Source organism: Cupriavidus sp. MPR-AND1C (genome assembly GCF_058809705.1).
Window position 1 is genome coordinate 116,297 of the sequence record NZ_JBXASU010000006.1, and the last position, 25,577, is coordinate 141,873.

The 25,577-nt window shown below is 65.3% G+C and carries 24 protein-coding genes; 17 read left to right on the forward strand and 7 right to left on the reverse strand.

The genetic code is table 11. From position 1 onward, the window contains the following. Window positions 1-66: 66 nt before the first annotated feature. From AC1RWI_RS05980 to AC1RWI_RS05990, 3 genes are all read right to left on the reverse strand, one after another. The gene (locus AC1RWI_RS05980) at window positions 67-393 is read right to left on the reverse strand and encodes a type II toxin-antitoxin system RelE/ParE family toxin (protein ID WP_492865175.1); all 327 of its coding nucleotides are present in this window, start codon (window positions 391-393) and stop codon (window positions 67-69) included. Next, window positions 390-668 carry a type II toxin-antitoxin system Phd/YefM family antitoxin gene (locus AC1RWI_RS05985; RefSeq protein WP_043357233.1) on the reverse strand — a complete coding sequence of 93 codons (279 nt, stop codon included), beginning with the start codon at window positions 666-668 and terminating at the stop codon, window positions 390-392. Before AC1RWI_RS05985 ends, AC1RWI_RS05980 begins: the two co-directional genes overlap by 4 nt. A gap of 102 nt (window positions 669-770) precedes the next feature. Next, window positions 771-1,673, reverse strand: a complete 903-nt coding sequence (locus tag AC1RWI_RS05990) for a LysR family transcriptional regulator (RefSeq protein ID WP_043357232.1) — start codon at window positions 1,671-1,673, stop codon at window positions 771-773. Between the two features lie 193 nt (window positions 1,674-1,866). On the opposite strand from AC1RWI_RS05990, the gene AC1RWI_RS05995 reads away from it, so the two are divergent. The 6 genes from AC1RWI_RS05995 to AC1RWI_RS06020 all read left to right on the forward strand — a co-directional run bounded on the left by AC1RWI_RS05995 (window position 1,867) and on the right by AC1RWI_RS06020 (window position 7,994). Further along, a complete protein-coding gene (locus tag AC1RWI_RS05995; RefSeq protein ID WP_492865178.1) occupies window positions 1,867-2,859 on the forward strand; it encodes a Bug family tripartite tricarboxylate transporter substrate binding protein in 993 nt (330 codons plus the stop codon). A gap of 61 nt (window positions 2,860-2,920) precedes the next feature. Continuing rightward, a complete protein-coding gene (locus AC1RWI_RS06000) occupies window positions 2,921-3,922 on the forward strand; it encodes a tripartite tricarboxylate transporter substrate binding protein (protein ID WP_492865180.1) in 1,002 nt (333 codons plus the stop codon). Between the two features lie 187 nt (window positions 3,923-4,109). Next, window positions 4,110-5,024: an SDR family NAD(P)-dependent oxidoreductase gene (locus tag AC1RWI_RS06005; protein ID WP_043357229.1), complete on the forward strand. Its 915-nt coding sequence runs from the start codon at window positions 4,110-4,112 to the stop codon at window positions 5,022-5,024. 4 nt (window positions 5,025-5,028) lie between these two features. Then, complete coding sequence (locus tag AC1RWI_RS06010) at window positions 5,029-5,892, forward strand: MaoC/PaaZ C-terminal domain-containing protein (RefSeq protein ID WP_492865182.1); 864 nt, start codon at window positions 5,029-5,031, stop codon at window positions 5,890-5,892. Beyond that, entirely contained in the window at window positions 5,889-7,133 is a 1,245-nt protein-coding gene (locus AC1RWI_RS06015) for a CaiB/BaiF CoA transferase family protein (RefSeq protein WP_492865184.1), read from the forward strand. Before AC1RWI_RS06010 ends, AC1RWI_RS06015 begins: the two co-directional genes overlap by 4 nt. A 186-nt stretch (window positions 7,134-7,319) precedes the next feature. Continuing rightward, window positions 7,320-7,994, forward strand: coding sequence for a YidX family protein (locus AC1RWI_RS06020; protein WP_492865186.1), 675 nt, complete (start codon window positions 7,320-7,322; stop codon window positions 7,992-7,994). 158 nt (window positions 7,995-8,152) lie between these two features. On the opposite strand, the gene AC1RWI_RS06025 is transcribed toward AC1RWI_RS06020, so the two are convergent. Further along, complete coding sequence (locus AC1RWI_RS06025; RefSeq protein WP_492865188.1) at window positions 8,153-8,467, reverse strand: hypothetical protein; 315 nt, start codon at window positions 8,465-8,467, stop codon at window positions 8,153-8,155. Next, window positions 8,464-8,916 carry a helix-turn-helix domain-containing protein gene (locus AC1RWI_RS06030; RefSeq protein ID WP_492865190.1) on the reverse strand — a complete coding sequence of 151 codons (453 nt, stop codon included), beginning with the start codon at window positions 8,914-8,916 and terminating at the stop codon, window positions 8,464-8,466. Before AC1RWI_RS06030 ends, AC1RWI_RS06025 begins: the two co-directional genes overlap by 4 nt. A gap of 387 nt (window positions 8,917-9,303) precedes the next feature. Between AC1RWI_RS06030 and AC1RWI_RS06035 the strand changes: the two genes are divergently transcribed. Both AC1RWI_RS06035 and AC1RWI_RS06040 read left to right on the forward strand, forming a co-directional pair. Continuing rightward, complete coding sequence (locus AC1RWI_RS06035) at window positions 9,304-9,522, forward strand: HP1242/YdcH family protein (RefSeq protein ID WP_043357222.1); 219 nt, start codon at window positions 9,304-9,306, stop codon at window positions 9,520-9,522. 36 nt (window positions 9,523-9,558) lie between these two features. Beyond that, a complete protein-coding gene (locus AC1RWI_RS06040) occupies window positions 9,559-9,993 on the forward strand; it encodes a universal stress protein (RefSeq protein WP_043357221.1) in 435 nt (144 codons plus the stop codon). 146 nt (window positions 9,994-10,139) lie between these two features. Here AC1RWI_RS06040 and AC1RWI_RS06045 read toward each other — a convergent pair whose 3' ends face one another. After that, window positions 10,140-11,276, reverse strand: a complete 1,137-nt coding sequence (locus tag AC1RWI_RS06045; protein ID WP_043357220.1) for an AraC family transcriptional regulator — start codon at window positions 11,274-11,276, stop codon at window positions 10,140-10,142. Window positions 11,277-11,591: 315 nt separating this feature from the next. Here AC1RWI_RS06045 and AC1RWI_RS06050 point away from each other — a divergent pair, with 315 nt between their 5' ends. From AC1RWI_RS06050 to AC1RWI_RS06090, 9 genes are all read left to right on the forward strand, one after another. Beyond that, window positions 11,592-12,596, forward strand: coding sequence for a Bug family tripartite tricarboxylate transporter substrate binding protein (locus AC1RWI_RS06050; protein ID WP_043357219.1), 1,005 nt, complete (start codon window positions 11,592-11,594; stop codon window positions 12,594-12,596). 55 nt (window positions 12,597-12,651) lie between these two features. Next, a complete protein-coding gene (locus tag AC1RWI_RS06055; protein WP_492865193.1) occupies window positions 12,652-13,644 on the forward strand; it encodes a Bug family tripartite tricarboxylate transporter substrate binding protein in 993 nt (330 codons plus the stop codon). A 190-nt stretch (window positions 13,645-13,834) separates the two neighbouring features. Beyond that, window positions 13,835-15,577, forward strand: coding sequence for a long-chain fatty acid--CoA ligase (locus AC1RWI_RS06060; RefSeq protein WP_043357216.1), 1,743 nt, complete (start codon window positions 13,835-13,837; stop codon window positions 15,575-15,577). Window positions 15,578-15,625: 48 nt separating this feature from the next. Further along, entirely contained in the window at window positions 15,626-16,612 is a 987-nt protein-coding gene (locus AC1RWI_RS06065) for a Bug family tripartite tricarboxylate transporter substrate binding protein (RefSeq protein ID WP_492865195.1), read from the forward strand. Window positions 16,613-16,672: 60 nt separating this feature from the next. Continuing rightward, window positions 16,673-17,452, forward strand: coding sequence for an enoyl-CoA hydratase/isomerase family protein (locus AC1RWI_RS06070; RefSeq protein WP_492865197.1), 780 nt, complete (start codon window positions 16,673-16,675; stop codon window positions 17,450-17,452). Window positions 17,453-17,543: 91 nt separating this feature from the next. Beyond that, the gene (locus tag AC1RWI_RS06075) at window positions 17,544-18,731 is read left to right on the forward strand and encodes an acyl-CoA dehydrogenase family protein (RefSeq protein WP_492865199.1); all 1,188 of its coding nucleotides are present in this window, start codon (window positions 17,544-17,546) and stop codon (window positions 18,729-18,731) included. Between the two features lie 432 nt (window positions 18,732-19,163). Next, entirely contained in the window at window positions 19,164-21,086 is a 1,923-nt protein-coding gene (locus tag AC1RWI_RS06080; RefSeq protein ID WP_043357211.1) for a PrkA family serine protein kinase, read from the forward strand. Between the two features lie 37 nt (window positions 21,087-21,123). Beyond that, on the forward strand, window positions 21,124-22,401 hold the full coding sequence (locus tag AC1RWI_RS06085; protein ID WP_043357209.1) for a YeaH/YhbH family protein: 1,278 nt from the start codon (window positions 21,124-21,126) through the stop codon (window positions 22,399-22,401). 91 nt (window positions 22,402-22,492) lie between these two features. Next, window positions 22,493-24,019, forward strand: coding sequence for a SpoVR family protein (locus AC1RWI_RS06090; protein ID WP_043357207.1), 1,527 nt, complete (start codon window positions 22,493-22,495; stop codon window positions 24,017-24,019). A 15-nt stretch (window positions 24,020-24,034) separates the two neighbouring features. On the opposite strand, the gene AC1RWI_RS06095 is transcribed toward AC1RWI_RS06090, so the two are convergent. Beyond that, on the reverse strand, window positions 24,035-25,414 hold the full coding sequence (locus AC1RWI_RS06095; protein WP_492865201.1) for a protoporphyrinogen/coproporphyrinogen oxidase: 1,380 nt from the start codon (window positions 25,412-25,414) through the stop codon (window positions 24,035-24,037). Window positions 25,415-25,577: the final 163 nt, after the last annotated feature.

Genomic DNA, 25,577 nt, shown 5'->3' on the forward strand with positions numbered 1-25,577 from the left:
GAGGAGCCAGCGCACTGGCTCCTCAGCGTTGCCCAAACTGCATTCCCGAACACAAAAAGGGCTGAGTCACCATGGCCTGGTAAGTCGCCGGCTCAGGAATTCCTCGAAGTCCTGGACTTGCCCGCAAATGATGTGGATATAGACGGTGTCGGTGTCGGGGGCGACCCTGTAGATGATTCGCTGCTGATGTGTCAGATGTTGCCTGAAGCCATCCGCGAAGCCTGCCAGCTCGTCGGGGCGAGTACCGGATGCAGGAAACTCGGCAATGTGCGCCACCTTCTCCTGAATCTGCTTTTTGACGGCCAGCCAGGTTCCCTCGGGTTTGAATCTGACCAGATAGCGCCTGAGGTCGATCAAGTCTTGCTTGGCGGATTCAAGAAAGACCACCTTCATGCGCCGTCTTTTTTATCCAGCTGATCCAGTTCAGCAAAGACGTCTGCCGCCATTGTCACCTTGCCCTGCGCGATCTCTTTCTCGCCGAGCGCCAGGATCTTCAATAGCGCGATGGTCTGCCGCTGCGCTTCATAGCTGGCAATGTCTTGCACGACGAGTTTAGCCTCGCCATTCTGGGTAATGATCAAAGGCTCGCGCGTCTCGCTGAGCTCCGTGACGATACGGGCCGCGTCGCTTTTCAGAAAGCTGATCGGCTTGATGTTCGAGAGTTTCACGGGGCGGCCTTTCGAGAGTTACCGAAAAACCGAATATAGACCGAATTCGGTCTGGCGTCCATTTCGCGGAATGACCACCCGCAGCCTGGCCGGGATTCGCGCTCAAACCGGTTCCCGCGCCGCATCCGTCAGATACTGGATCAACGTCTCGGCAAACTGCGGCAACTCCCGCCCCGGCCGGCGCACCAGGCGCAGATCGCGCTTGGCCCATTCATCCTCGAGCGGAATAAACCGCAGCACCTTGCGGCTGGCATAACGCCGCGCGCAGCTATTGGGCACGATGGCAATGCCCGCGCCTGCCTCCACCATCCGGCACACGGCGTCGAAGCTGCCCAGCTGGATGCGCAGGCTGATGCGCTTGCCCATGCCGCTGGCGATGCGGTCCAGGAAGGACTGGATGGCGCTGAACTGGTTCAGGCCCACGAAGCGGCAGGTATCCAGCAGGTCGGCAAAGTGCAGGCTGGTGAATTGCGGCAGCGGGTGGTTGACCGGCGCGATCACGATCAATTCGTCGCTGCAGAGCTGCATGACCTCCAGGTCATTGGTGGCGACCTCGCCAGCGACGATGCCAAGATCCGCGGCGCCGGCGCTGATGGCCGAGACGATGGCCTGCGAGAGTTGTTCCTCCAGCTCGATATCCACATCCGGGTTCTCCGCCAGGAAGCGCGACAGCGCGGTGGCGAGGAAGGAATTGGTGGCGGTCGTGTTGGCCAGCAGGCGCACGCGTCCTTTGACGCCTTTGGCGTAAGGGCGCAGGTCGGAGTGCAGGCACTCCAGTTCGCGGAACACTTCGCGCGCGTGGCGCAAGAGGGCGTCGCCGGCGGGCGTCAGGCGCACGCCCTTGACCTGGCGGATCAGCAACTGGGTCTGGAAGGCCTCTTCCAGTTGCTTGATGCGGGTGCTGGCGGCGGGCAGGGAGAGGAAGCTGCGCTCGGCGGCGCGGGTCAGGTTTTCGGTCTCGCCGACGTTGAGGAACAGGCGCAGGTCGGTCAGGTCGTAATGCATGTGTTTCGCTGGGCCAAAGGCCTCTTTTGTCAATCGTGAATAGCAATGTCCCCGCCGTCAATTTATCGTATTCGGCGTGGCAAGAGAACCATAAAGGCGGGCTCGTCCGTATTGCGCGGGCGGTTACCGGCTTACCTTGCGCAAAGGCGGCGCGAAACCCGAGCCGCCGCGCAGCCACCCAGGAGGACGACACATGACAGTTCGGCGCTACAGCGCAAGCAGGCTGGCGGGCGTGGCCACCATGCTGGGCGTGGCTACCTTGGCCACCATGGGCGGCGCCGCCGCAGCCGGCTATCCGGACAAGCCGGTGCGCCTGATCGTGCCCGCGGCGGCGGGAGGCACCACCGATATCGCCTCGCGGCTGGTCGGCAAGCGCCTCTCCGAGCTGCTGGGCCAGCCCGTGGTGGTGGAAAACCGTGCCGGCGCGGCCGGCATCGTTGGCGTGCAGGCACTGCGCCAGGCCGCGCCGGACGGCTACACGCTGATGATGGGCAATATCGGCCCCAATGCCATCAACTACGGCCTGTACAAGCAACTTCCCTACCGTGCCGAGGACTTCGCGCCGATCACCATGGTGGTCTCGGTGCCCAATGTGCTGGTGGTCAACGCCAAGGTGCCTGCCCGCAATGTGGCGGAACTGGTCGCGCTGGCCAGGTCCCAGCCGGGCAAGCTCTCGTTTGCCTCGTCGGGGACCGGGCAATCGGTGCACCTGTCCGGCGAGCTGTTCAAGAAGCGCACCGGCATCGACATCATCCATGTGCCCTACAAGGGTGCCGCGCCGGCCGTGGCCGACCTGGTCGCCGGGCAGGTGACGATGATGGTGGACAACCTGCCCAGCTCGCTGCCGCATATCCAGTCCGGCAAGCTGCGCGCGCTGGCGGTGACCAGCGCCACGCGCGTGGCCGAGTTGCCCGACGTGCCCACCATGAAGGAAGCCGGGCTCGACGACTTCCAGGTGACCGCATGGTTCGGCCTGGTGGCGCCGGCGGGCACGCCGGCGGCAGTGGTCTCGCGCCTGCAAAAGACGGTGGCCGGCATCCTGGCCGAGCCTGAAGTGAAAACGCGCCTGGCCGATCTCGGCGGCGTGCCGGGCGGCGACACGCCCGAGCATTTCGCCAGGTTCATCGACGCGGAGCGCGTGCGCTGGGCCAAGGTGGTGAAGGACACCGGCATTCCACAGCAATGAGGGCGGGCCCGCGGCACGTCACGCGACACCACCACACCACGACACAACGAGAGGGCAAGGCATGCAAGCACTGAAAGCGCGCCACCGCAGGTCATGGCTACAGGCCGTGCTGATCGCCCCGCTCGCGGTGGGGCTGCTGGGCGCGAGCGCTTCGGCGCTGGCCGAAACCTGGCCCAACAAGCCGATCCAGTTGCTGATTCCCTATCCGCCGGGCGGCAGCGCCGACCTGCTGGCGCGCCCCGTGGCGGCCAAGCTGCAGGAGCGGCTGGGCCAGCCCGTGGTGCTCGACTACCGGCCGGGCGCCGGCGGCACCATTGCCTCGCAGCAGCTTGCGCGCGCCAGGCCGGACGGCAACACGCTGATCATGGTGCTGGCCGCGCACGCCATCAATGCCAGCCTCTATCCCAAGCTGCCGTATGACACCCGCAAGGATTTCGCGCCGGTGTCGCTGGTGGCCAACCTGCCGCTGATCCTGGCCGGCAGCCCCTCGCTGAAGGCCAGGACCGTGCCTGAGCTGATCGCCGCGGCCAAGGCCGCGCCGGGGCAGCTCACTTTTGCCTCAGCGGGCAATGGCAACACGGGCCACCTGGCCGGCGAGCTGTTCGACAGCCTGGCCGGCGTCAAGATGACCCACGTGCCGTACAAGGGCAGCGCGCAGGTGGTCAACGCCATGCTGGCCGGCGAGGTGCAGCTGACCTTCGACAGCATTTCCACCTCGATGCCGCATATCCGCAGCGGCCGGCTCAAGGCGCTCGCCGTGACCAGCGCCGGGCGCGCCACGCTGGCGCCGGACGTGCCCACGCTGTCCGAGGCCGGCGTGCCCGGCTTCGACATCAATGGCTGGTACGCGGTGCTGGCGCCGGCTAGCACGCCGAGCGCCATTGTCGAGCGGCTTAGCAAGGAAATCGCGGCTGTGTTGACCCAGCCCGAGCTGCGCGCGAACCTGGCATCCAACGGCTATGAGCCGGTGGGTTCCACGCCGGCGGCGCTGGGCGCGCATATCGATGCCGAGATCACGCGCTGGAGCAAGGTCGTGAAGGACTCGGGCGCACGCCTGGAATAAGAGGCTGTTTCAAAATGAAGCGAAGCGGTTCTGGCTAGGCGCGCGGCCTCAGACAGTACAAGTGGTACGGCAAGGCCGCGCAACGACGCCAGAAACTTTTTGAAATGGCCTCCAAGAGATCAACCCATATCCGGCCTGGCGCGTGCCAGGCCGCCGAGCAAGCAAACGTGTAGACAGGAGTATGAACATGAGTGGAGTGATGGCAGGCAAGGTAGCGCTGGTGACCGGCGCGGGTGGCGGCATCGGGCGCGGCGTAGCGCTGGAACTGGCCAAGGCCGGCGCCAAGGTGGTGGTCAACGACATCGGCGTATCGCTCACCGGCGAAGGCGGCGATGCCGGCCCCGCGCAGCGCGTAGTCGACGAGATCGTCGCCGCCGGCGGCATCGCGGTAGCCAACACCGACAGCGTATCGAGCTGGCAGGGCGCCAATGCGATCGTGCAATGCGCGATCGACAACTTCGGCCGCATCGATGCCGTGGTCAACAACGCCGGCAACCTGCGCGACCGCATGTTCTTCAAGATGAACGAGGAGGAATGGCGCTCGGTGATCGACGTCCACCTCAACGGCACGTTCTTTGTCAGCCGCGCCGCCGCCAACCACTTCAAGGACCAGGAGAGCGGCGCCTACGTGCACATGACCTCCACCTCCGGCCTGATCGGCAACCTGGGCCAGGCCAACTACTCGGCTGCCAAGCTTGGCATTGCCGCGCTGTCGAAGTCGATCGCCCTGGACATGGCCCGCTTCAACGTGCGCTCGAACTGCATCGCGCCGTTCGCCTGGAGCCGCATGACCAGCTCCATCCCCTCCGAGACCCCGGAAGAAAAGGCGCGCGTCGCCAAGTTGCAAAAGATGGAAGCCAACAAGGTCGCGCCGATGGCCGCCTTCCTCGCCAGCGATGCCGCGCATGAAGTCAACGCGCAGATTTTTGCCGTGCGCGCCAACGAGATCATGCTGATGAGCCAGCCGCGCCCGGTGCGCTCGGTCCACATGAGCGAAGGCTGGACGCCGGAATCCATTGCCGAGATCGCCATCCCCGCCATGCGCAACAGCTTCTTCAAGCTCGAGCGCTCGCCCGACGTGATCAGCTGGGACCCGATCTGACGCCATGCCGCTCGACTACAACCGCATCAAGAACTGGGACTTTCCGCAGGTCACGCAGACCTACGGCGAGAAGGATTCCATCCTCTACGCGCTGGGTCTTGGCCTGGGCGAGCAGCCCACCGATCCGCGCCAGCTGCGCTACGTCTATGAAGCGCAACTCAAGGCCTTTCCGACGCAGGCCGTGGTGCTGGCCTATCCCGGCTTCTGGATGCAGGACCCGGCGAGCGGCATCGACTGGGTGCGCATCGTCCACGGCGAGCAGCGACTGCGCCTGCACCGTCCGCTGCCGGTGTCCGGCACCGTGCGTGCGCGTGCGCGGGTGACCCATGTCATCGACAAGGGGGCCGACAAGGGCGCGCTCGTGATCGTGGAGCGCACGCTGGTGGACGCGGCCACCGGTGCCGAACTGGCCACCGTGAACCACACCACCTTCTGCCGCGCCGATGGCGGCTTTGGCCAGGGCGATACCGCGCCCGAAGCACTGCCGGCGGCGCCGGCCCGCGCGCCGGATGCGGTTCGCAGCCTGGCGATCATGCCGCAGGCCGCGTTGTTGTACCGCCTCAATGCCGACCCCAATCCGCTGCATGCCGATCCGGAGGTGGCGCGCGCGGCGGGCTTCGACGCGCCCATCCTGCACGGCCTGTGCACCTATGGCGTGGCGGCGCGTGCGCTGGTCGATACCTTTGCCAACGGCGATGGCGATCAGCTGCTCGAACTCAATGTGCGTTTTTCCCGCCCGGTATTTCCCGGCGAAACCCTCGAAGTGCGCATGTGGCGCGAAGGCGGCGCCCGCGTGCTGTTCGACGCCCGCGTGCCCGCGCGCGACGTGACCGTGCTCAGCAACGGCGTAGCGGAGTTCCGTACATGACAACAACGGCAACAACCATGAAGAGCGCGCTCGACGGCGTACGCGTGCTGGACCTTTCGCGCATCCTGGCCGGCCCGTGGTGCGCGCAAAACCTGGCCGACCTCGGCGCCGAGGTCATCAAGGTGGAGCGTCCCGGCGTGGGCGACGACACCCGCTCCTGGGGCCCGCCGTGGCTGCCCGACGGCGCAGGCAATCCTTCCCGCGATGCCACCTACTACGCCGGCGCCAACCGTGGCAAGCGCTCGGTCACGCTGGATATCGCCAGCCCGCAAGGCCAGGCCATCGTGCGTGATCTGGCGGCGAAATCGCAGATCGTGCTGGAGAACTACAAGGTTGGAGACCTGAAGCGCTATGGGCTTGACTACGACAGCCTCAAGGCCATCAACCCCGCGCTGGTCTACTGCTCCATCACCGGCTACGGCCAGGAAGGCCCGAGCGCGCACAAGCCTGGCTACGACTTCATCTTCCAGGGCATCGGCGGCTTGATGAGCATCACCGGCGAACGCGATGACCTGCCCGGCGGCGGCCCGCAGAAGGTCGGCGTGGCCGTGGTCGACATGCTCACCGGCATGTACGCCACCGTCGCTGTGCTGGCGGCGCTGCGCCATGCCGAGCGTACCGGCGAAGGCCAGTGCATCGACATGGCGCTGCTCGATGCGGTGGTAGCGGTGGGCGCCACGCCTATCCTCGCGCAGAAGGTCACCGGCAAGACGCCCCAGCGCTTTGGCAATGCCCACGCCAATATGGTGCCGTACCACGTCTTTGCCACGGCGGACGGCTACATGATCGTGGCCGCAGGCAACGACGGGCAATGGCAAGGGTACTGCCGGGGCGTGGCGCGTCCGGACCTTGCCACGGACGAACGCTTCACCACCGGCACCGGCCGCATCGTCAATCGCGATGTGCTGGTGCCGCTGCTGGAGGCCCATATGCGCACGGGCACGACCGCGCATTGGGTGCAGGCGCTGGAGCGCGAGGGCATTCCTTGTGGGCCCATCAATGACTACGCCCAGGTGCTCGAAGACCCGCAGGTCAGGTACCGTGAACTGCAGGTGGATATGGTGCGCAGCGATGGCGGGGTTTGTCCCACGGTGAAGAGCCCGCTGCGGCTTTCGGCCACGCCGGTGCGCTACGACGCGGCGCCGCCGCGGTTGGGGGAGCACACCGACGCGGTGCTTTCGGGCGTGCTGGGCCTGTCGGCAGCGCGGATCGCGGCCCTGCGTGAACAAGGCTTGATCTGAGGCCGGTTCCGGCGGTATGCGTTACCCAGGTGCAGCAGCCGGGGCGCGTACCATCGGTCTGCGGACGGCGGCGCAAAATGCGAAATCTCCCAATGCTGACGTACTCCGGTTCCCATAGAATCGCGCTCGGCGTGGACTTGCCTCCACGCATGCAGCCCGCGTCCCCGCGGGAGCCCGGCGGGCGGCTTGGCCCGCCGCCAAAGTCAAGGAGCACGAGTGCATCGGAGATCGTTTCTGGCCGCCGGAACCCTGGCCGCGCTGGCCCTGGGCGGCTGTGCCACCACAGCGCTGTACGACGAGATAGAGAAAAAGGAATACGGAGACTACAAGGAGATCATCAGCGAGATCCTGGTATCGCAGGACGGCAAGTCCATCGTCATCCTCGGCGACAAGTACCACTACATCTTCGACGCGAATGCGGATCTGCTGAAGGCAATATCGTCCGATATCCATCCCAGGCTGAAGGCGCGCTTCCGTCGCTTCGAGGTTAACCGGGACGGCAATATCACGGGCAATCTCGACCTGATGCTCGATGGCGCGGCGACGGAGGACGAGCGGAAGAAGGCCGGCGAGCTCGGATTCAAGGCCGCCACTCGCAGCGAGAACCCGTCTCTGAGCCGTGCCTACCGGCTTGCTGGCAAGCGCTATTCGGCGGCGAAGTTCGCGATGCCGGGGCAGGCCAAGCAGCTGAACCAGGCATACGCGATCGACGTACGCGAGGAGAAACCCATTGGCGCAAAGGCGGCGCTAGCCGTGTTCACGCCTGTCACCGTCGCGGCGGACGGGGTGATGTACCTGCTCGCCATCCCTCTGCTGCCCTTGGCGGTTGGCATTGTCGTGGCGTCCTCGGCCCGGCGCTGAGGACGATACGTCGGGCATGGGGCGACCCGCTTGCCCCGAGCGAGCGTCCGCCCTGGCCCGGCTCCCACGCATTGGAGCGGGGTGGCAGCAAACTCTGGAGAACTGCAGGGGTATTTGCAAGGTTCCACCCCACACCGCCGCCTGGCGCCAGCCAGCCGTCAGGACCCGAACAGCATCAGGCCTATCTTGACCGCCGAGACCGCGATAGCCAGCAGCAGCCCGCAAATCAGCTGCTGGCTGTCTCGTGGCTCCCACGACAGTGCGGCGGCTACAAACGCCTTGCGCTGGTATCGCGCCTTGTCGGAGACGACCCCGAGGTCATTCGGGATGCCCTTGGCGATCATTGCGCCCTTGAGGCGCCGGGTCATGCGCGCGGCGGGGCGCCAGATCAGGACGACACTGAGCAAGGTCATGCCTTCGATGACGATCTCCGTCCAGTGCGCGAAAAAATTCGCCATCGCCTGCGCAATCAAAAGACACTCCACAGCCGTACCCTGCTCATATCCGGCGCCGCGTTCGCTTCATCGGCGGACTCGTCCACGGGCTCTACCAGTTCAAGGGGCAGTTTGGCTTCGCGCGGCTTGAGCATCAATACGACCTCCATGTCGAGGGCGTGAGCGTAATTGACGATCGTTTCCATCGAAGGTCCGAGCGAACCGCCGCCGTTCTCGATCCGGCTGATCTCGGATTGCAGCATGCCGCTGTCGGCGGATTGCTGCGCCTGTGTTTTGCCGCGCTTCTGGCGCGCGGCGCGCAGGATGCTTCCCACCCGGCCAGCCATCGCAAACCGCGTATCGGGATCGTCGTCGAGCTTCTGCATTTCCGCCAGATAGGCTCGGCGCGTTTCAGGCTTGTCGAGAGCCCGCTTGCGAAACGTCTCGAACGAATCGGGGTTCAAAACGTTCTTGCCATCCTTGGCCATGATGTGCTCCTTTGCTTCCAGGTACGTTCCTTCGCATGGCGCTCTCCCCGGTCGGCGTTCGTGTCGACGGCGAGCACGACCAGCTCGCAGGGGAGGTCAGTAACCCGTCCATTTCCTTGTCGGCCTTGGGGTGAAAGCTCGGCATGAAAAAAGGGCAAGGCACCTCCGCATTATTGGTTATTTCCGATAATCTGCAAACTCCCGTAGAGTCGCGCGCATCTTTCTGCCCATGGATCGAGGCTGGGTTTTCTTTTAGATCGAACAAGCGGTGCCCCGCGCTGGGTTCCCAGCCTACCGGACATGATCCATATCAAGTCTCGCGTGCCTGCTTACCGGCACAATGTCCTTGAACTCCCCAGCCTTTCAACCCAACCCAAGGTGAGGCCAATGTTTCCTGAATTCCGCGATCAGATATCCATCCTCAAGACCCAGGACGCCCACTTTGCGCGGCTGTTCACCCGCCACAACGAACTGGACCATGAGATCAAGAACATGGAGGCGGGCACGGTTCCCGCAGATGGCACCGCCATCGAGATCCTCAAGAAGGAAAAGCTGCTCCTGAAGGACCAGCTCTACGTCATCCTGCGCAAGGTCTCGGCTTCCTGAAGCCAATTTCAAATCCGCCAATCGAAAGGCCATCCCATGTTCAAACACATCCTGCTCCCCATCGACGGCTCGGAACTTTCGAGCAAGGCATTCCCGGCAGCCATCGAGTTCGCGCGGACGACCGGCGCCAAGCTGACTCCGTATATGTGCCTTGAGGAGTATCCGTTCCTGATGTCCAGCGACGCCGGCCACGAGAAGAAATCGGTCTTCGAGCATCGCATCGAAGCGGCGGCGCGCGAGGAACTGGCGAAGGTGGAGGCCGCCGCGGCGCTGGCCGGCGTGCCGTGCATGGGAGCCACGTCCACCGCGGCGGCGCCTTATCGCGGCATCATCGGCATGGCGAAGGAACTCGGCTGCGACGTGATCTTCATGGCGTCGCACGGGCGGCGCGGCATCAGCGGCCTGCTGCTGGGCAGCGAGACCCAGAAGGTGCTGACGCATAGCGATATTCCTGTGGTGGTGTTTCGCTGAGCATGCCAGGGGATTTTTGATTCTTGATTTGTTGCGCCGCGGTAGCGGCGCAATCTCCCTGCGTCACACGGATCCCGCCGACCCGAGCGCTCACCGGCGACTCGACGGGGTCTTCAACTTCCGCTTCGTCCGCCGCGTCCAGGCACTCAGGCCGCGGACTCCATCATCTGCCGCTGCCGGTACTCCCCGGGCGCCACTCCCGTCCATTTCTTGAACGCGCGATGGAATGTGCTGGGTTCTGAAAACCCCACGCGCAGCGCCACCTGCTGCAGTGCAAGGTCCGTGTGTTCCAGCAAGGCGATGGCCGCGTCGCGGCGCAGGCTGTCCTTGATGCTCTGGTAGCCGCGGCCTTCGTCGCGCAGGCGGCGGCGCAGGGTTTGCGGCGTCAGGCGCAGGGCCCCGGCCATTTGTTCCAGTGAGGGCAGTTCGTCGTCGAGGTGGCAGCGCAGATGACGCCGGATGCGCTCGGCGAGGCAAGAGTCGTCGCGGTAGCGGGTGAGCAGGTTGCGCGGCGTGTCGTTCAGGAAGGCTTGCAGGCTGCTGGCGTCCTGGACCACGGGCAGGCGCAGCCAGCTCGCGTCGAAGTGCAGGGCAGTGTGCGGCTGGCCATAGCGGACCTGGGTGTTGAAGACCCGTTCGGTGTCGGTGAGCCGCGCTGGCCCGCGCGCTGGTTCCGGCGCGCGCGCGGCCAGGTCGACGCCAGCGAGGGGAATGCGCTGCGCCACCAGCCAGTTGGCCACCCCGTAAGCCTGGAAGGCGAAAGTGGATTGCGCGTACTGGCGGCACGCCGTGGCGGGCGCGCGCGGCAGCAGGAGCAGGGTGGCGCGGCCGTCGCGCTGTTGCAGCCGAGGCACGAAATCGACCAGGTGCAGGCGATATAGGTTCAACCCGGCGCGCATGGCGTCTTCCAGCGTGGCGCAGTGGATCAACGCATGGCAGGCCTGGGCGAACACCCCCGGCGCCACCGGCCGGCTAAGCAAGCCCCAGAACTCATCGCGCGTGACGCGCCGCATCGAGCGCATCAGCGCGGCAAACTGGTCCTCGCTCACGCGCGCGTTGGGCGACTGCAGCAACGCGGGCGAAATGGCGGCGCGGCGCAGCAGGGCGTCGATGTCGCAGCCAAGGCGGCGTGCGCCTTGCACGATCTGGTGCAGCTGCAGCACGGAAATGGTGTGGCGCGTGGGCGGCTGGGCGACATCGGCGCCCGGCGCGCCTGGCGGGAGGGAACTGAGCGGCACCGTCATCGATGGCGGCGCGGATGCCCTGAGTGCGGCGATTTGCATTGTCTCCTCGTTCTCAACGGACTCCGTGGTCCCGGTCCGGATCCACCCTGGGCTGCGTCTCGCTGCAGTGCAGCGCAACGGGCGGGCTTGCCGGACCACTGCCGGGTCTGTGCCGGTTCTGTGCGCCAGTGAACCCGATGCTGCACCCCGGCACAATCCGGATTTACCAAAGGCAGGCTTTTCCCTGAACGATTCGGCCAATCATTTTGGGCCGAAAGGTCATTGTCCACGCAGTGCACCATCGCGCAATCTCATCCCTTGCCGGCCTGCGCATCCGCGGGGCGCGGCGTGGCGGTTCACGAGGGGAGAAGCAGGATGCAGATAGGACGTCGCAGGACCCTGTTACGGCTTGGCGCGGCCTCGTTGGCCGCTGGCGGCAGCATCTCCGGCATCGCCAGCGCGCTCGCGCAAGGCGCCGTGCCCACCGGATACCCCGCCAAGCCGGTGCGGCTGGTGGTGCCGTATCCGGCGGGCGGCGCCACCGACGTGCTCGCCCGCGCCATTGCGGCGCCGCTTGGCCAGCAGTGGCAGCGCACGGTGGTGGTGGAAAACCGCCCGGGCGCCAGCGGCATGATCGGCGCCGATGCAGTGGCCAAGGCGCCTGCGGATGGCTACACCTTGCTGCTCACGCTGACCAGCGTGGTGCAGGTGCCCAGCCAGTATGCAAAGCCGCCTTTCGACCCGATGCGCGACCTGGTCGCGCTGTCGGAACTGGCGACTTCGCACCTCGTGGTGGCCGCCAGTTCGTCCATGCCGGGCAGCCTCGCCGAGGTGGTGCAAATGGCAAAGGGCAAACCGAAAGGGTATTCCTACGGCACCTACGGCACCGGCAGCGGCGCACACCTCTATATGGAAGTGTTTACCGGCGCCGCCGGGCTGGACATGATCCACGTCCCCTACAAAGGCGAGGCGCCGCTGCTCAACGACTTGCTGGGCGGCCAGGTGTCGGTGGGCACCATCTCCGTGATGGGCATCAAGCCGCATGTGCGCACCGGCCGCCTGCGTGCGCTGGCGGTGGTGGGCAACACCCGGGCGCCCATGCTGCCTGAGGTGCCGACCTTCCAGGAGCTGGGCTACAGCGGCCTGGACGGGCCTGGCTGGTTCGGCCTGTTTGCCCCGGCCGGCACGCCGCGGCCGATCGTGGACAAGGTTTCGGCCGACGTGAACGCCATCCTGGCCACGCCAGATATCCGGCAGCGCATGACCGACCTTGGCGTGATCGTCAAAGGCACCCGGCCGATGGAGTTCGCCGAGGTGGCGCGCGCCGACCAGGCTTACTGGAACGGCGTGATCCGCAAACTCAATATCCGGCTCGACTGAGCCTGCAGCATTTCCCAACTCTCTCGTGCCCGTTCGGGCCGATTCAGGAGCAGCGATGCAGCACACGCGCCGCAAGGCATTGCAGCAGATCGGAGCCGGCGCCCTCGCCGCCGGCGGCCTGGGCCTGGGGCTGAGCCCGGCGCGCGCCGCCGCCTTCCCGGCCAAGCCCGTGCGGCTGGTGGTGCCCTACCCCGCGGGCGGCGCCACCGATGTGCTGGCACGCGCGATTGCCGAGCCGCTCGGCAAGATATGGCAGCGCCCCATCTTGGTGGAAAACCGCCCGGGCGCCAGCGGCATGATCGGCGCCGACGCCGTGGCCAAGGCCGATGCCGACGGCCATACCGCGCTGCTTACCATCACCACGCTGGTCCAGGCCCCCAGCCTCTATGCCAAGGCGCCGTTCGACCCGGTGCGCGATTTCGCCCCGGTGTCCAACCTTGGCACCACCAGCCTGGTGTTCGCGGTGCACAACTCGGTGCCCGCCACGACGCTGGCCGAATTCATCGCGCTGGTGAGGTCCAGGCCAAGGCAGTTCAACTATGGCTCCTACGGCACCGGCTCAAGCGGTCATCTCTACTGCGAAGTGTTCAACGAAGCGGCGGGGCTGGACATGACCCACGTGTCGTACAAGGGCGAGGCGCCGGAGCTGAACGACCTGCTCGGCGGGCAGATCCCCGCGGCGATCATCTCGGTGATGGGCGCGCGCCCGCACATGGCAACCGGCCGCCTGCGCGCGCTGGCGGTGACCGGCCCCGCGCGTGCGCCGCAATTGCCAGACGTGCCGACCTTTCGCGAGTCTGGCATCGCGGGCATGGATTCGATGGGCTGGTTCGGGCTGTTGCTGCCGGCCGCCGCGCCGCGCCCGGTGGTAGAGAAGTTCTCCGCGGACGTCAACCGCGTGCTGGCCATGCCAGCCGTGCGCGCGCGCATGAACGACATGGGCGTGGTGCTTGCCGGCAGCACGCCCGATGCCTTCGCCGAGACCATGCGCAGCGATTACGCGCGCTGGGGCAAGGTCATCCGCACCCGCAACATCCGCCTTGACTAAGAGGCCATTTCAAAATGATTCTGGCGTCGTTGCGCGGCCTTGCCGTACCACTTGTACTGTCTGCGGCCGCGCGCCTAGCCAGAACCGCTTCGCTTCATTTTGAAACAGCCTCTAACGCCGTCCCGATGCACGCCGCCTTGATGCGCGCGGGGCTGGTGGCGGCCTGCAATTTTCCCACTTTGTGTTTTTTATGAATCAAGCTGCTTCTGCTACCCACGCCCCGGCCTACCGTTCTCCCCACTGGCCTGCGGGCATGCCCGCCGAGGTGTGCGTGCCGCGCACCAGCCTGGCCTACAACGTCGAGGTCGCCGCCCGGCGCTATCCGGACAAGACCGCGATCCAGTATTTCCATACGGCCATCTCCTACGCCGGCCTGCATGCGCAGATCGAGCGCATGGCCGGCTACCTGCAGCAGGCATGCGGCGTGGCGCCGGGCGACCGCGTGGTGCTGTTCAGCCAGAACTGCCCGCAGTTCATCGTGGCCTACTACGCCATCCTGCGTGCCGAGGCGGTGGTCGTGCCAGCCAACCCGATGTGGCTGACCGGGGAGCTCGAACACGTGGCCGCGGACAGCGGCGCGGTGGCGGCTTTCGTCGCGGCGGAGCTTTATCCGCAGATCGCGCCGCTGCATGGCGCCAGCCTGGCGCATGTCATCGTGCATCAGTACGGGGACATGCTCGAGCCGGCTGGCGGCACCGGCGGCGTGCCCGCCTGGCTTTGCGAGCGCGCCCCGCTGCCCGCCGGCGCACCCGCAGGCGCCACGCTGGCGACCTGGACGCAGGCCGACGCCGCGGGCCATGCCCCGCGCGCGCATGAGGCCGGATACGACACGCTGTGCATGCTGGCCTACACCTCGGGCACCACTGGCCATCCCAAGGGCTGCATGCATACGCACGGCACACTGATGAGCGCGGCGGTGGGCTCGCAGCTGTGGCGCAGCGCCAGCCCGCAGAGCGTGTGCTTGTCGGTCGCGCCGATGTTCCATCTGCTGGGCATGCAGAACGGCATCCACGCGCCGCTTTACCTGGGTGCCACCATCGTGCTGCTGCCGCGCTGGGATCGCGCGGCAGCAGCAGACCTGATCGAGCGCTACCAGGTTTCCACCTGGGCCGCGCCGCCCGCCATGCTGGTGGATTTCTTCGCGCAGCCGGGCATCGGCGAGCGCAACCTCTCCAGCCTTGCCTACCTGGGCGGCGGCGGGGCCGCCATGCCGGACGCCGTGGCCACCATGCTGCAGGAGCGCTTTGGCCTGCCTTACGTCGAGGCGTACGGCCTGACCGAGACCGCCGCCTTCCTGCTGTCCAATCCGCGCCACCGGCCCAAGCGCGAATGCCTGGGCATCGCCACGTTCGGCGTGGACGCGCGCGTGATCGACCCGCACACGCTGGCCGAGCTGCCGCAGGGCGAGCTGGGCGAGATCGTGACCCATGGCGCGCAGGTGATGCGCGGCTACTGGCGCAACCCGCAGGCCGACGCGGAATCGTTCATCGAGATCGATGGCAAGCGCTTCCTGCGCACCGGCGACCTCGGCTTCATGGACGAGGAAGGCTATTTCTTCATGCGCGACCGGCTCAAACGCATGATCAACGCGTCCGGCTTCAAGGTCTGGCCGGCGGAGGTGGAGAACCTGCTCTACGGGCATCCCGCCATCCACGAAGCCTGCGTGATCGCCGCGCGCGACGCGCGCCGCGGCGAGACCGTCAAGGCCGTGGTGGCGCTCAAGCCGGGGGCGCGCGGCACGCCCGAGGCCAGCGCCGAGCAGATCATGGCGTGGTGCCGCGAGCGGCTGGCGGCTTACAAGGTGCCGCGCATTGTCAGCTTTGTCGATGCCTTGCCCAAATCGGCCACCGGCAAGATCCAGTGGCGGGCATTGCAGGAGCTGGAGCAGGACCAAGGCGGGGATCAACCGGCCGCTGCTGGCAGCGTGGCCTGAACAAGAACAGCGAGAACAGCGAGAACAACGAGAACGATGGGAGACATCATGAAGACATCGAGACGAAACTGGCTGGGCCAGGCGGCCGCGCTGGGCGGTGGTGGGTTGCTGGGCGCATGGCAGTGGCCCGCTCAGGCGCAGGGCACCTATCCGGCACGCCCCATCCGCATGGTGGTGCCGTATCCCGCCGGCGGCGGCACCGATACCATCGCGCGCATGATCGGCCAGCGCCTGACCGAGGCCTGGGGCCAGCCGGTGGTGGTGGACAACAAGCCCGGCGCCAGCGGCATGCTCGGCAACGACATCGTGGCCAAGGCGCCGCCCGACGGCTACGCGATGCTGCTCGGCATCACCGCCATGATCCAGTCGCCCAGCCTGTACAAGCGCATCCCGTACGACGTGGCCCGCGACTTCGCGCCGGTTTCACTACTGGCCAGGTCCTCCGACCTGTTCGTGGTGCCCAACCGGGTGCCGGCGACCACGCTCGCCGAGTTCGTGGCCCTGGCCAAGGCCGGCAAGCTCAGCTACGGCTCCTATGGCAACGGCACCTCCTCGCATCTGCATGGCGAGCTGCTCAAGATGCAGGCGCACATGGACCTTGCACACATTCCTTACAAAGGCGCCGCGCCGCTGATGAGCGACGTGCTGGGCGGGCAGGTGGATTCGGCCTTTGTCGACGTGACCTCGGCCAACAGCTATCTAAATAGCGGCAAGTTCAAGATCCTCGCCATCACGGGCACCCAGCGCTACAAATCGATTCCGTCGGTACCGACTTTCGCGCAGGCGGGCTACACCGGGTTTGAGCCGAGCGGCTGGTTCTCGATGTTCCTGCCCGCCAATACGCCGCACGACGTGGTTACCCGGCTCTCCACCGAGATCGCCCGCATCGTGCGGCTCCCGGACATCTCGCAAAAGCTGGTGGCGATGGGGCTGCAGCCGGTGGGCTCGTCCCCGGAGGAACTGGCCGCGGTGATCGCGACCGACACGCCCAAGTGGGCACGCATCGTCCGCGACGCCAACATCCAGCTCGACTGAGGCGCAGATCTTATGACGGCTACGCCATTTATTCACCGAGGCAACCCAGAGGAGTTCGCCATGGAGACCATCCGCTACGCCGTCGCCGACGGCGTTGCCACCCTCACGCTCGACTTCCCGAAGCGCAAGAACGCCCTGAACGGCACCATGCGCCGCGAGATCGGCGAGGTCGTGCACCAGTTGCGCCAGGACACCAGCGTGCGCGCGCTGATCCTCACCGGCGCGGGCTCGGATTTCTGTTCCGGCGGCGACATCAGCTCGATGCAGGGCGAAATCAGCGCTGAGCAGGGCCGCCAGCGCCTGGCGGCCATCCATCCGTGGCTGGAAGACCTGATCCACCTCGACCGTCCCGTGATCGCGGCGGTAGACGGCGCGGCCTATGGCGCCGGCTTCAGTCTGGCTCTCGTGGCCGACATCATCCTGGCCACGCCGCGCGCGCGCTTTGGCCTGCCTTTCCTGCGCCTGGGCCTGGTCCCGGATTGCGGGGTGTTCTACACGCTGCCGCGCATGATCGGCCTGCAGCGCGCCAAGGCGCTGATGTTCTCGATGCGTGAACTGAGCGCCGCGGCGGCGCTGGAGCAAGGCATCGTGATGGAAATCGTGCCGCCCGAGGCGCTGCAGGCGCGCGCGCTGGCGCTTGCCTCGGCCTTCACCGAGGCCTCGCCGGTGGCGGTTGCGCTGACCAAGAAGGCGCTCAATGCCTCGCTGAACCAGGACCTGCACAGCATGCTGGAGATGGAGGCGGACGGCCAGGGTATCGCTTTCGCCACCGCGTACCGCCAGGAGGCCGCAACGCGCTTCCTGGAAAAACAGCCGCCGCGCTATCGCTGGCCCGACTGAACAACCACACAACCATACAACAACAAGCGCGTGATGCTGCAACGCAACACAGGCAGCACCGGCATCACCGGCAACCATCAAGGAGAACGACATGGGAAATTCCGACAAGAACATGGCGATGGCCGCCCGCAGGGTGTCCTGGATGAGCGAAGACCTGGTCATGTTCCAGGACACCGTACGCCGCTTCGTGGAGCGCGAGCTGGTGCCGAACGAGGCGCGCTGGGCCGAGCGCGGCTACATCGACCGCGAAGTCTGGAACCGCGCCGGCGAGGTTGGCCTGCTGTGCGCCAGCATTCCCGAGGAGTACGGCGGCGGCGGCGGGAACTTTGCCCACGAGGCTGTGATCTGTAACGAAATGGCACGCGCCATCGCCACCAGCCTGGGCAATGGCGTGCACAGCGGCATCGTGGCCCATTACTTGCTCAACTACGGTACCGAGGCGCAGAAGCGCAAATGGCTTCCGCAGATGGCTTCAGGCGCCATGGTGGCCGCCATCGCCATGTCGGAGCCCGGTGCGGGCTCGGATCTCAAGTCGGTACGCACCCGAGCGGTGCGTGAGAAGACCCAGAACGGAGACATCTATCGCATCAACGGTGCAAAAACCTTCATCACCAATGGCTACCATGCCGATCTCGTTTGCGTGGTGGCCAAGACCGATCCCGATGCCGGCACGAAAGGGGTCTCGCTCATCATGGTCGAGACCCGGGACCAGCCCGGCTTCAGGCGCGGCCGCATTCTGGAAAAAATCGGGCAGAAAGGCCAGGACACCGCCGAGTTGTTCTTCGACGACGTGTGCGTGCCGGTGGAGAACCTGCTGGGCGACGAGGAGGGCAAGGGTTTCTATCAACTGATGCAGCAACTGCCGCAGGAGCGCATGATCATCGCGCTTGGTGCGGTAGCGAGCATGCAGCGTGCGATCGAGCTCACCACCGATTACGTGCGCGAGCGGCAGGTGTTTGGAAAACCGCTGATCGATATGCAGAACACGCGCTTCAAGCTGGCGGAGTGCAAGACCGAGGCAACCATCGCCGCCACGTTCGTCGATGATTGCATGGTGCGCTTGCTGAAGGGCGAACTCGATGCGCCCACCGCGGCCATGGCCAAGTGGTGGTGCTCGCAGAAGAACTGCGAAATCATCGACGAATGCCTGCAGCTGCATGGCGGGTACGGCTATATGCTCGAATACCCGATCGCGCGCATGTACGCGAACGCGCGGGTCAGCAAGATCTATGGCGGCTCCAACGAGATCATGAAGGAGCTGGTGGCACGCACGCTGTGACGTCGTGCGCGGGGCCATGCGATTGGCCGCTCATGCCAACGTCGTAGTGCGTTGGAAGTAGGCCGGCCGCAAAGCCCCGCGCCGCGCGGGTTGCGAGGGGAAGAGGGCGTTTCCCGTTACAAAAGCAGCTGTGCACGGAATAACGGAAAGGTGTAATGTGTGTCACAAGACATGGTTCAAATGCCCGTCGCGAGTGGGGCCTGGAGTGTTGGTACGGTGAGCCGAGCTGATCCGTTGCGCCGTTGCAAACGCAGTTGAAAAGTTCGTCAACCGACTCTCAGCCTTCGCCGTTATTTGACTATGATGAAGTAAAGATTTCGCAACATGGCAGCACCGCCAAGCCGGGGTGGCGGAGCCGCAAAGGCTGCCGCGAGATCTTAGGTTGTAGTAGATCTACCTTCGCCTCGGACGGGACTCTGACGGGAGTGAGGTATGGACATTTTCGGCCACTACGCCACACGCTTCGAAGCTCGCAAGGAAGAGGAATACAGCATCCAGGAGTATCTGGATATCTGCAAGAAGGATCCTTCGGCCTATGCGACCGCGGCCGAGCGCATGCTCGCCGCCATTGGTCAGCCGGAACTGGTGGACACCCACCACGACCCTCGGCTGTCCCGCCTGTTCTTCAACAAGGTCATCAGGATTTATCCGGCCTTCCGCGAGTTCTACGGCATGGAAGACACGATCGAGCAGATCGTCGCCTTCTTCAAGCACGCCGCGCAGGGACTCGAGGAGCGCAAGCAGATCCTCTACCTGCTCGGGCCCCCCGGAGGCGGCAAGTCCTCGCTGGCGGAAAAACTCAAGGCGCTGATGGAGCAGGTTCCCATCTACGCATTGAAGGGCTCACCCATCCATGAATCTCCGCTCGGGCTGTTCGCACCCGAGGAAGACGGCAAGATCCTGGAAGAGGACTACGGCATCCCGGTGCGCTATCTCAACACCATTGCCTCGCCCTGGGCGGTCAAGCGCCTGCACGAGTTCAACGGCGACATCACGCGCTTCCGCGTGGTCAAGCTGCGTCCTTCGGTGCTGTCGCAGATTGCGATCTCCAAGACGGAGCCGGGCGACGAGAACAACCAGGACATTTCGTCGCTGGTGGGCAAGGTCGATATCCGCAAGCTGGAGGATTTCCCGCAGGACGACCCGGATGCCTACTCGTACTCCGGCGGGCTGTGCCTGGCCAACCGCGGGCTGCTCGAGTTCGTGGAAATGTTCAAGGCGCCGATCAAGGTCCTGCACCCGTTGCTGACCGCCACCCAGGAGGGCAACTACAAGGGCACTGAAGGCTTCGGCGCGATCCCCTTCGACGGGGTCATCCTGGCGCACTCGAACGAAGCCGAGTGGACAACCTTCAAGGCCGACAAGAACAACGAGGCTTTCCTCGACCGGATCTACATCGTCAAGGTGCCATACTGCCTGCGTGTGTCTGAGGAGGTGAAGATCTACGACAAGCTGTTGCGCAGCAGTTCGCTATCGGCCGCGCCGTGCGCGCCCAACACCTTGAAGATGATGGGGCAGTTCGCCGTGCTCACCCGCATCAAGGAGCCGGAGAATTCAAACATCTTCTCCAAGATGCGGGTCTATGACGGCGAGAGCCTGAAGGATGTCGACCCCAAGGCCAAGTCGTACCAGGAGTACCGCGATTACGCCGGCATCGACGAAGGCATGAACGGCTTGTCCACGCGCTTCGCCTTCAAGGTCTTGTCCAAGGTCTTCAACTTCGACAATACCGAGGTAGCCGCCAATCCGGTGCACCTGCTCTATGTGCTCGAGCAACAGATCGAGCGCGAGCAGTTCCCGCCGGAGCAGGAAGCCAAGCTGCGGTCGTACATCAAGGAGTATCTGACCGCACCGTTCGTGGAGTTCATCGGCAAGGAGATCCAGACCGCTTACCTGGAGTCGTATTCCGAATACGGCCAGAACATCTTCGATCGCTACGTGGTGTTTGCCGACCTGTGGATCCAGGACCAGGAATATCGCGACCCGAATACCGGCGAGATTCTCGATCGCAACGCGTTGAACGACGAGCTTGAGAAAGTCGAGAAGCCCGCGGGGATATCCAACCCCAAGGACTTCCGCAACGAGATCGTCAACTTCGTGCTGCGCGCGCGGGCCAACAACGCGGGCAAGAACCCCGCGTGGACCAGCTACGAGAAGTTGCGCATGGTGATTGAGAAGCGCATGTTCTCCACCACCGAAGACCTGTTGCCCGTGATCTCGTTCAACGCCAAATCCTCTCGCGAGGATCAGGACAAGCACGCGAACTTTGTCAACCGCATGGTTGAGAAGGGATACACCGCGAAGCAGGTCCGCTTACTTGTGGAGTGGTATTTGCGCGTAAGAAAATCATCGTAACGGCGCCTGAACGAGGCCTCTAGACGAGGGCAAGCATATGGCCACGGTCATCGATCGGCGCGAGAACGGCGGCAACAAGAGTGCCGTCAACCAGCAACGCTTCATCAAACGCTACCGCGAACAGATACGCCAGGCGGTAGCGAAGGCGGTGTCCGGCCGGAAGATCATGGACATCGAGCAAAGCGGGCAGGTGTCCATTCCGGTCAAGGACATCTCCGAGCCCGCCTTTCACCACGGCCAGGGCGGCCGGCGGGAGTGGATCCACCCGGGCAACAAGAAATTCGTCCGGGGGGACAGCTTCGACCGCCAGCAGCAAGGCGGCGGTGGAGGCGGCTCCAAGGCGAGCGATTCGGGTGAAGGCGAGGACGATTTCGTCTTCAGCCTGTCGCGCGAGGATTTCCTCAATTTCTTCTTCGAGGACATGGCGCTGCCGGACATGGCCAAGCGCCACCTTGCCAAGATCGCCGAGGTCCGCAAGGTCCGGGCTGGCTTCTCGATCGACGGCACCCCGTCCAACCTGTCCATCCTGCGCACGATGCGAAGCTCGCTCGGGCGGCGCATTGCCTTGTCCAGTCCTTACCAGAAAAAGCTCGCGGTGCTGGAGCAGGAGTATGGCGAGGTGCTGGAGCAGGACGGGCCTTACTCGGCACGGGCGCTGGAGCTGATGAAGGAAATGCGTCACCTGCGCGCCTGCGTGGAGCGCGTGCCCTTTATCGAAAAGCTCGACCTGCGCTACAACAACCGCGTGCTGAAAAAGCGCCCGCAGGCACAGGCGGTGATGTTCTGCCTGATGGATGTGTCCGGGTCCATGGATGAGAGCCGCAAGGATCTCGCCAAGCGCTTTTTCATGCTCTTGTACCTCTTTCTCAAGCGCAACTACGATCGCATCGACGTGGTGTTCATTCGTCATCACACGGTGGCGAAGGAAGTGAACGAGGAAGATTTCTTCCATTCGCGCGAATCCGGTGGTACGGTCGTATCGAGCGCGCTCAAGCTGATGGTCGAGGTCATTCACGACCGCTATCCCGCCAGCCAGTGGAATATCTACTGTGCCCAGGCCTCGGACGGCGACAACTGGGCGGGCGATTCGGAGTTGTGCGGGCGCTTGCTGCGCGAGTCCATCCTGCCGCTGGTGCAGTACTACGCCTATGTGGAAGTGGCCTCGGAGGAGCCGCAGAACCTGTGGGAAGAGTATCTGGCGGTCAAGGACCGGCATGAGAACTTCGCCATGCAGCGCATCATCGGGGCGGACGAGATCTACCCTGTACTGCATGACCTGTTCCAGAAGAAGGCGGCATGGCCATCCAGCCGCTGAGGTCGGCCTGGTTTTTTTGCAGGTGTTTTCCGCTCTCCCGCTATGCGGGAGAGCGGCGCAACCCTAGCTTCACCCGCAACGGGGGTCGTAAATGGCATATCTCTCTACCGGCTCGGAGTGGACCTTTGAGCTGATCCAGCGTTATGACCGCGAAATCGCACGCATTGCCGGCGACTTCGGTCTGGACACCTATCCCAACCAGGTCGAGATCATTACCGCGGAGCAGATGCTCGATGCCTATGCGTCGTCCGGCCTGCCGGTGGGCTACAGCCATTGGTCGTACGGCAAGCATTTCCTCGCGTCCGAGCGCAGCTACCAGCGCGGGCACATGGGCCTGGCCTACGAGATCGTCATCAACTCGAATCCCTGCATCGCGTACCTGATGGAGGAGAACACCATGCCCATGCAGGCGCTGACCATCGCGCACGCCTGCTACGGCCACAACTCCTTCTTCAAGGGCAACTACCTGTTCCGCACCTGGACCAACGCCGATGCCATCATCGACTACCTGCTGTTTGCCAAGAACTACGTAGCCGAATGCGAGCAGCGCTATGGGGAGCAGGAAGTCGAGGCGCTGCTCGATTCCTGCCACGCGCTGCAGAACTACGGGGTGGACCGCTACAAGCGGCCCAAGAAGCTCTCCATTGCCGAGGAGCAGGCGCGCCAGACCGAGCGGGAGAACTATCTGCAGACGCAGGTCAACGACCTGTGGCGCACCTTGCCCAAGCACCGCGCACACGCGCTGGAAGACGATGAAGGGTTCGAGCGCGACGCCGCCTTCCCGCCGGAGCCGCAGGAAAACCTGCTCTACTTCATCGAGAAGAACGCACCCAAGCTGGCGCCGTGGCAGCGCGAGATCGTGCGCATCGTGCGCAAGATCGCGCAGTACTTCTACCCGCAGCGCCAGACCAAGGTCATGAACGAAGGCTGGGCCACGTTCTGGCACTACACCATCCTGCACCAGCTTTACGAAGAAGGCCTGGTCAATGACGCCTTCATGATGGAGCTGCTGCAGGCGCACACCAATGTGATTTACCAGCCGCCGTACAACAGCCCCTACTACAGCGGCCTCAACCCGTACACCGTGGGCTTCCTGATGTTCCAGGACCTGCGCCGCATGTGCGAGAACCCGACTGAGGAAGACTACCGCTGGGCGCCGGAGTTCGCCGGCAGCGATTGGCGCAAGACGCTCGACTTCGCCATGCGCAACTTCAAGGACGAGAGCTTCCTGCTGCAGTTCCTGTCGCCGCGCGTGATCCGCGAGCTCAAGCTGTTCTCCGTGCTCGACGATGATCGCGAAGGCAAACTGCGCGTGACCGCCATCCATGACGATGAGGGCTACCGCAACATCCGCCAGTTGCTGGCCAACCAGTACGACCTGTCGAACATGGAGCCCAACATCCAGATCACCAATGTGGATGTGGGCGGAGACCGCTCCCTGACCTTGCGCCACCTGCAGAACGACCGCCGCCCGCTGGCGCAGAACTTTGACGAGGTGATCCGCCACGTCACGCGGCTGTGGGGCTTTACGGTGCGCCTGGAAGTGGCCTATGAAGATGGCCGGCGCGAATCCAAGTACGAATGCAAGCCGGAACGCCGGCATCGCAAGGCGGCTTGAGCGCGCATGGCGGCGTCAGCCGGCGCGGGCGGTGGATGACACCGCCCGCATGATGGCCTGCGCAGCCCACAAGCCGGTGGCCGCGGCAGCATCCGTGAAGGGCGCATTCACGTAATCCCCCGCCAGGAAGACCCGTTGCCGCGATGCCGGCGCACGGCTGCGGTACGCCAGCACGTCGGCGGCACGGCCGACCGGCACCGTGGGCATCGCCTGCGCCCAGCGCGTGACCAGGCAGTCCTGCAATTGCCGCGAGATGCCCGGCAGGTAATGTTCGACCTCGGGCAGCACGTCGGAGAGGATTTGCGCATCGCTCGCGCCCAGCCGGTCCGCGGCGGCGCGGTCTTCCAGCATGACCTGGACGACTTGCCCATGTCCGGCGGTGGGACGCGCCGGCGGGTGCTTGCCAGCGTCCAGCGCCAGCGCGGCCACGTAACGGCGCTCGGCTCGCGGCACCAATACGCCGTAGACGCCCGCCAAAGCCGCCGGCACATGAAACCCCGGCCGTGTGAGCAAGGACAGGTTGATGGTGCGGCTGTAGGGCGTCGCCAGCAGGCGGCGCTCCAGCGCATCCCCGTCCGTCCAGGCCTGCCGGGCAAAGGGTGCCGGCAGGGCGCACACCACGTAGTCGGCCGTGGCTTCGAAGCCCGCGCCGCTCACCACCACGCGCGTGTCCTGCTGGCGGATCGAGGCGACCCGCCGCCCGGTCTCCACCGGCAATGTGCGCGCCAGCGCGCGCGGCAGGCTTTGCATGCCGCCGGCCAGCGAAGTGTTGGCACAGCGGCGCCAGCCGAAGCCGCTGGCCAGCAGCATGAGCGCGGCGGAGGACGATTCGGGCGTGAGGAAATAGAACCCCTGCAGCAGCGGCTCCGTGACATAGGCGAGCGCCTCGCGGCAACCGCGCTGGCCAAGCCATTCGCTGGCGGTGTCCGCATCGTAGCGCGCCCATTGGCCAAGGTCGTCGAGCGGCAGCGTGCGCAGCGCGCGGCCTTCGCGGCCCAGCGCCAGTCCCAGGCCCAGCCAGGCCGGCAATCCGAGCAGGCCGCTGCGCAGCGGGTCCAGCAGGCTCTGCGCGCGCACGCGGCGCGGCCGGCCCTGGCGTACCACCGCGTTGAGGTCGCTGGCGGCCTGCAGTCCGCCGTCCGGGCCGCCGTCCAGGCCGAGCCGCCGCGCCAGCGCCGGCAGCACCGTGTAGCCGCTCGACAGGAATTGTGCGCCGCACTCGATGCCATGCGGCCCGAGGGTTGCGCTGCGCATGCGGCCGCCGACATCCCCGTCGGCCTCGAAGACGCGCACCCGCGCGCCGGCGCGGGCGAGCGCATCGGCCGCGCACAGCCCGGCAATGCCGGCGCCGGCCACGATCACATCGGGGGCGCGGTGCGGGCCGGGTGAATGCACCGGCAGCGCCGATGCGGGAGGAACAGGAGGAACAGGAGGAACAGGAGGAACAGGAGGAACGGGGGGAGCAGGCAAAACGGGTGAAGGCAAGGAAGTGGCATGCATGGTCTGGGACTTGTCCGGTTAGCCCGTGCTCGGGGCACCGTGCGACAATCTATCGGCT

Coding starts and splice junctions, on each gene's coding strand:
- AC1RWI_RS06055 (WP_492865193.1), top strand. CDS start 12,652: ATGCAGCACACGCGCCGCAAGGCATTGCAGCAGATCGGAGCCGGCGCC.
- AC1RWI_RS06090 (WP_043357207.1), top strand. CDS start 22,493: ATGGCATATCTCTCTACCGGCTCGGAGTGGACCTTTGAGCTGATCCAG.
- AC1RWI_RS05995 (WP_492865178.1), top strand. CDS start 1,867: ATGACAGTTCGGCGCTACAGCGCAAGCAGGCTGGCGGGCGTGGCCACC.
- AC1RWI_RS06030 (WP_492865190.1), bottom strand. CDS start 8,916: ATGGCCAAGGATGGCAAGAACGTTTTGAACCCCGATTCGTTCGAGACG.
- AC1RWI_RS06070 (WP_492865197.1), top strand. CDS start 16,673: ATGGAGACCATCCGCTACGCCGTCGCCGACGGCGTTGCCACCCTCACG.
- AC1RWI_RS06035 (WP_043357222.1), top strand. CDS start 9,304: ATGTTTCCTGAATTCCGCGATCAGATATCCATCCTCAAGACCCAGGAC.
- AC1RWI_RS06000 (WP_492865180.1), top strand. CDS start 2,921: ATGCAAGCACTGAAAGCGCGCCACCGCAGGTCATGGCTACAGGCCGTG.
- AC1RWI_RS06080 (WP_043357211.1), top strand. CDS start 19,164: ATGGACATTTTCGGCCACTACGCCACACGCTTCGAAGCTCGCAAGGAA.
- AC1RWI_RS06045 (WP_043357220.1), bottom strand. CDS start 11,276: ATGCAAATCGCCGCACTCAGGGCATCCGCGCCGCCATCGATGACGGTG.
- AC1RWI_RS05980 (WP_492865175.1), bottom strand. CDS start 393: ATGAAGGTGGTCTTTCTTGAATCCGCCAAGCAAGACTTGATCGACCTC.
- AC1RWI_RS06085 (WP_043357209.1), top strand. CDS start 21,124: ATGGCCACGGTCATCGATCGGCGCGAGAACGGCGGCAACAAGAGTGCC.
- AC1RWI_RS06005 (WP_043357229.1), top strand. CDS start 4,110: ATGAGTGGAGTGATGGCAGGCAAGGTAGCGCTGGTGACCGGCGCGGGT.
- AC1RWI_RS06050 (WP_043357219.1), top strand. CDS start 11,592: ATGCAGATAGGACGTCGCAGGACCCTGTTACGGCTTGGCGCGGCCTCG.
- AC1RWI_RS06060 (WP_043357216.1), top strand. CDS start 13,835: ATGAATCAAGCTGCTTCTGCTACCCACGCCCCGGCCTACCGTTCTCCC.
- AC1RWI_RS06010 (WP_492865182.1), top strand. CDS start 5,029: ATGCCGCTCGACTACAACCGCATCAAGAACTGGGACTTTCCGCAGGTC.
- AC1RWI_RS06065 (WP_492865195.1), top strand. CDS start 15,626: ATGAAGACATCGAGACGAAACTGGCTGGGCCAGGCGGCCGCGCTGGGC.
- AC1RWI_RS05990 (WP_043357232.1), bottom strand. CDS start 1,673: ATGCATTACGACCTGACCGACCTGCGCCTGTTCCTCAACGTCGGCGAG.
- AC1RWI_RS06015 (WP_492865184.1), top strand. CDS start 5,889: ATGACAACAACGGCAACAACCATGAAGAGCGCGCTCGACGGCGTACGC.
- AC1RWI_RS06075 (WP_492865199.1), top strand. CDS start 17,544: ATGGGAAATTCCGACAAGAACATGGCGATGGCCGCCCGCAGGGTGTCC.
- AC1RWI_RS06040 (WP_043357221.1), top strand. CDS start 9,559: ATGTTCAAACACATCCTGCTCCCCATCGACGGCTCGGAACTTTCGAGC.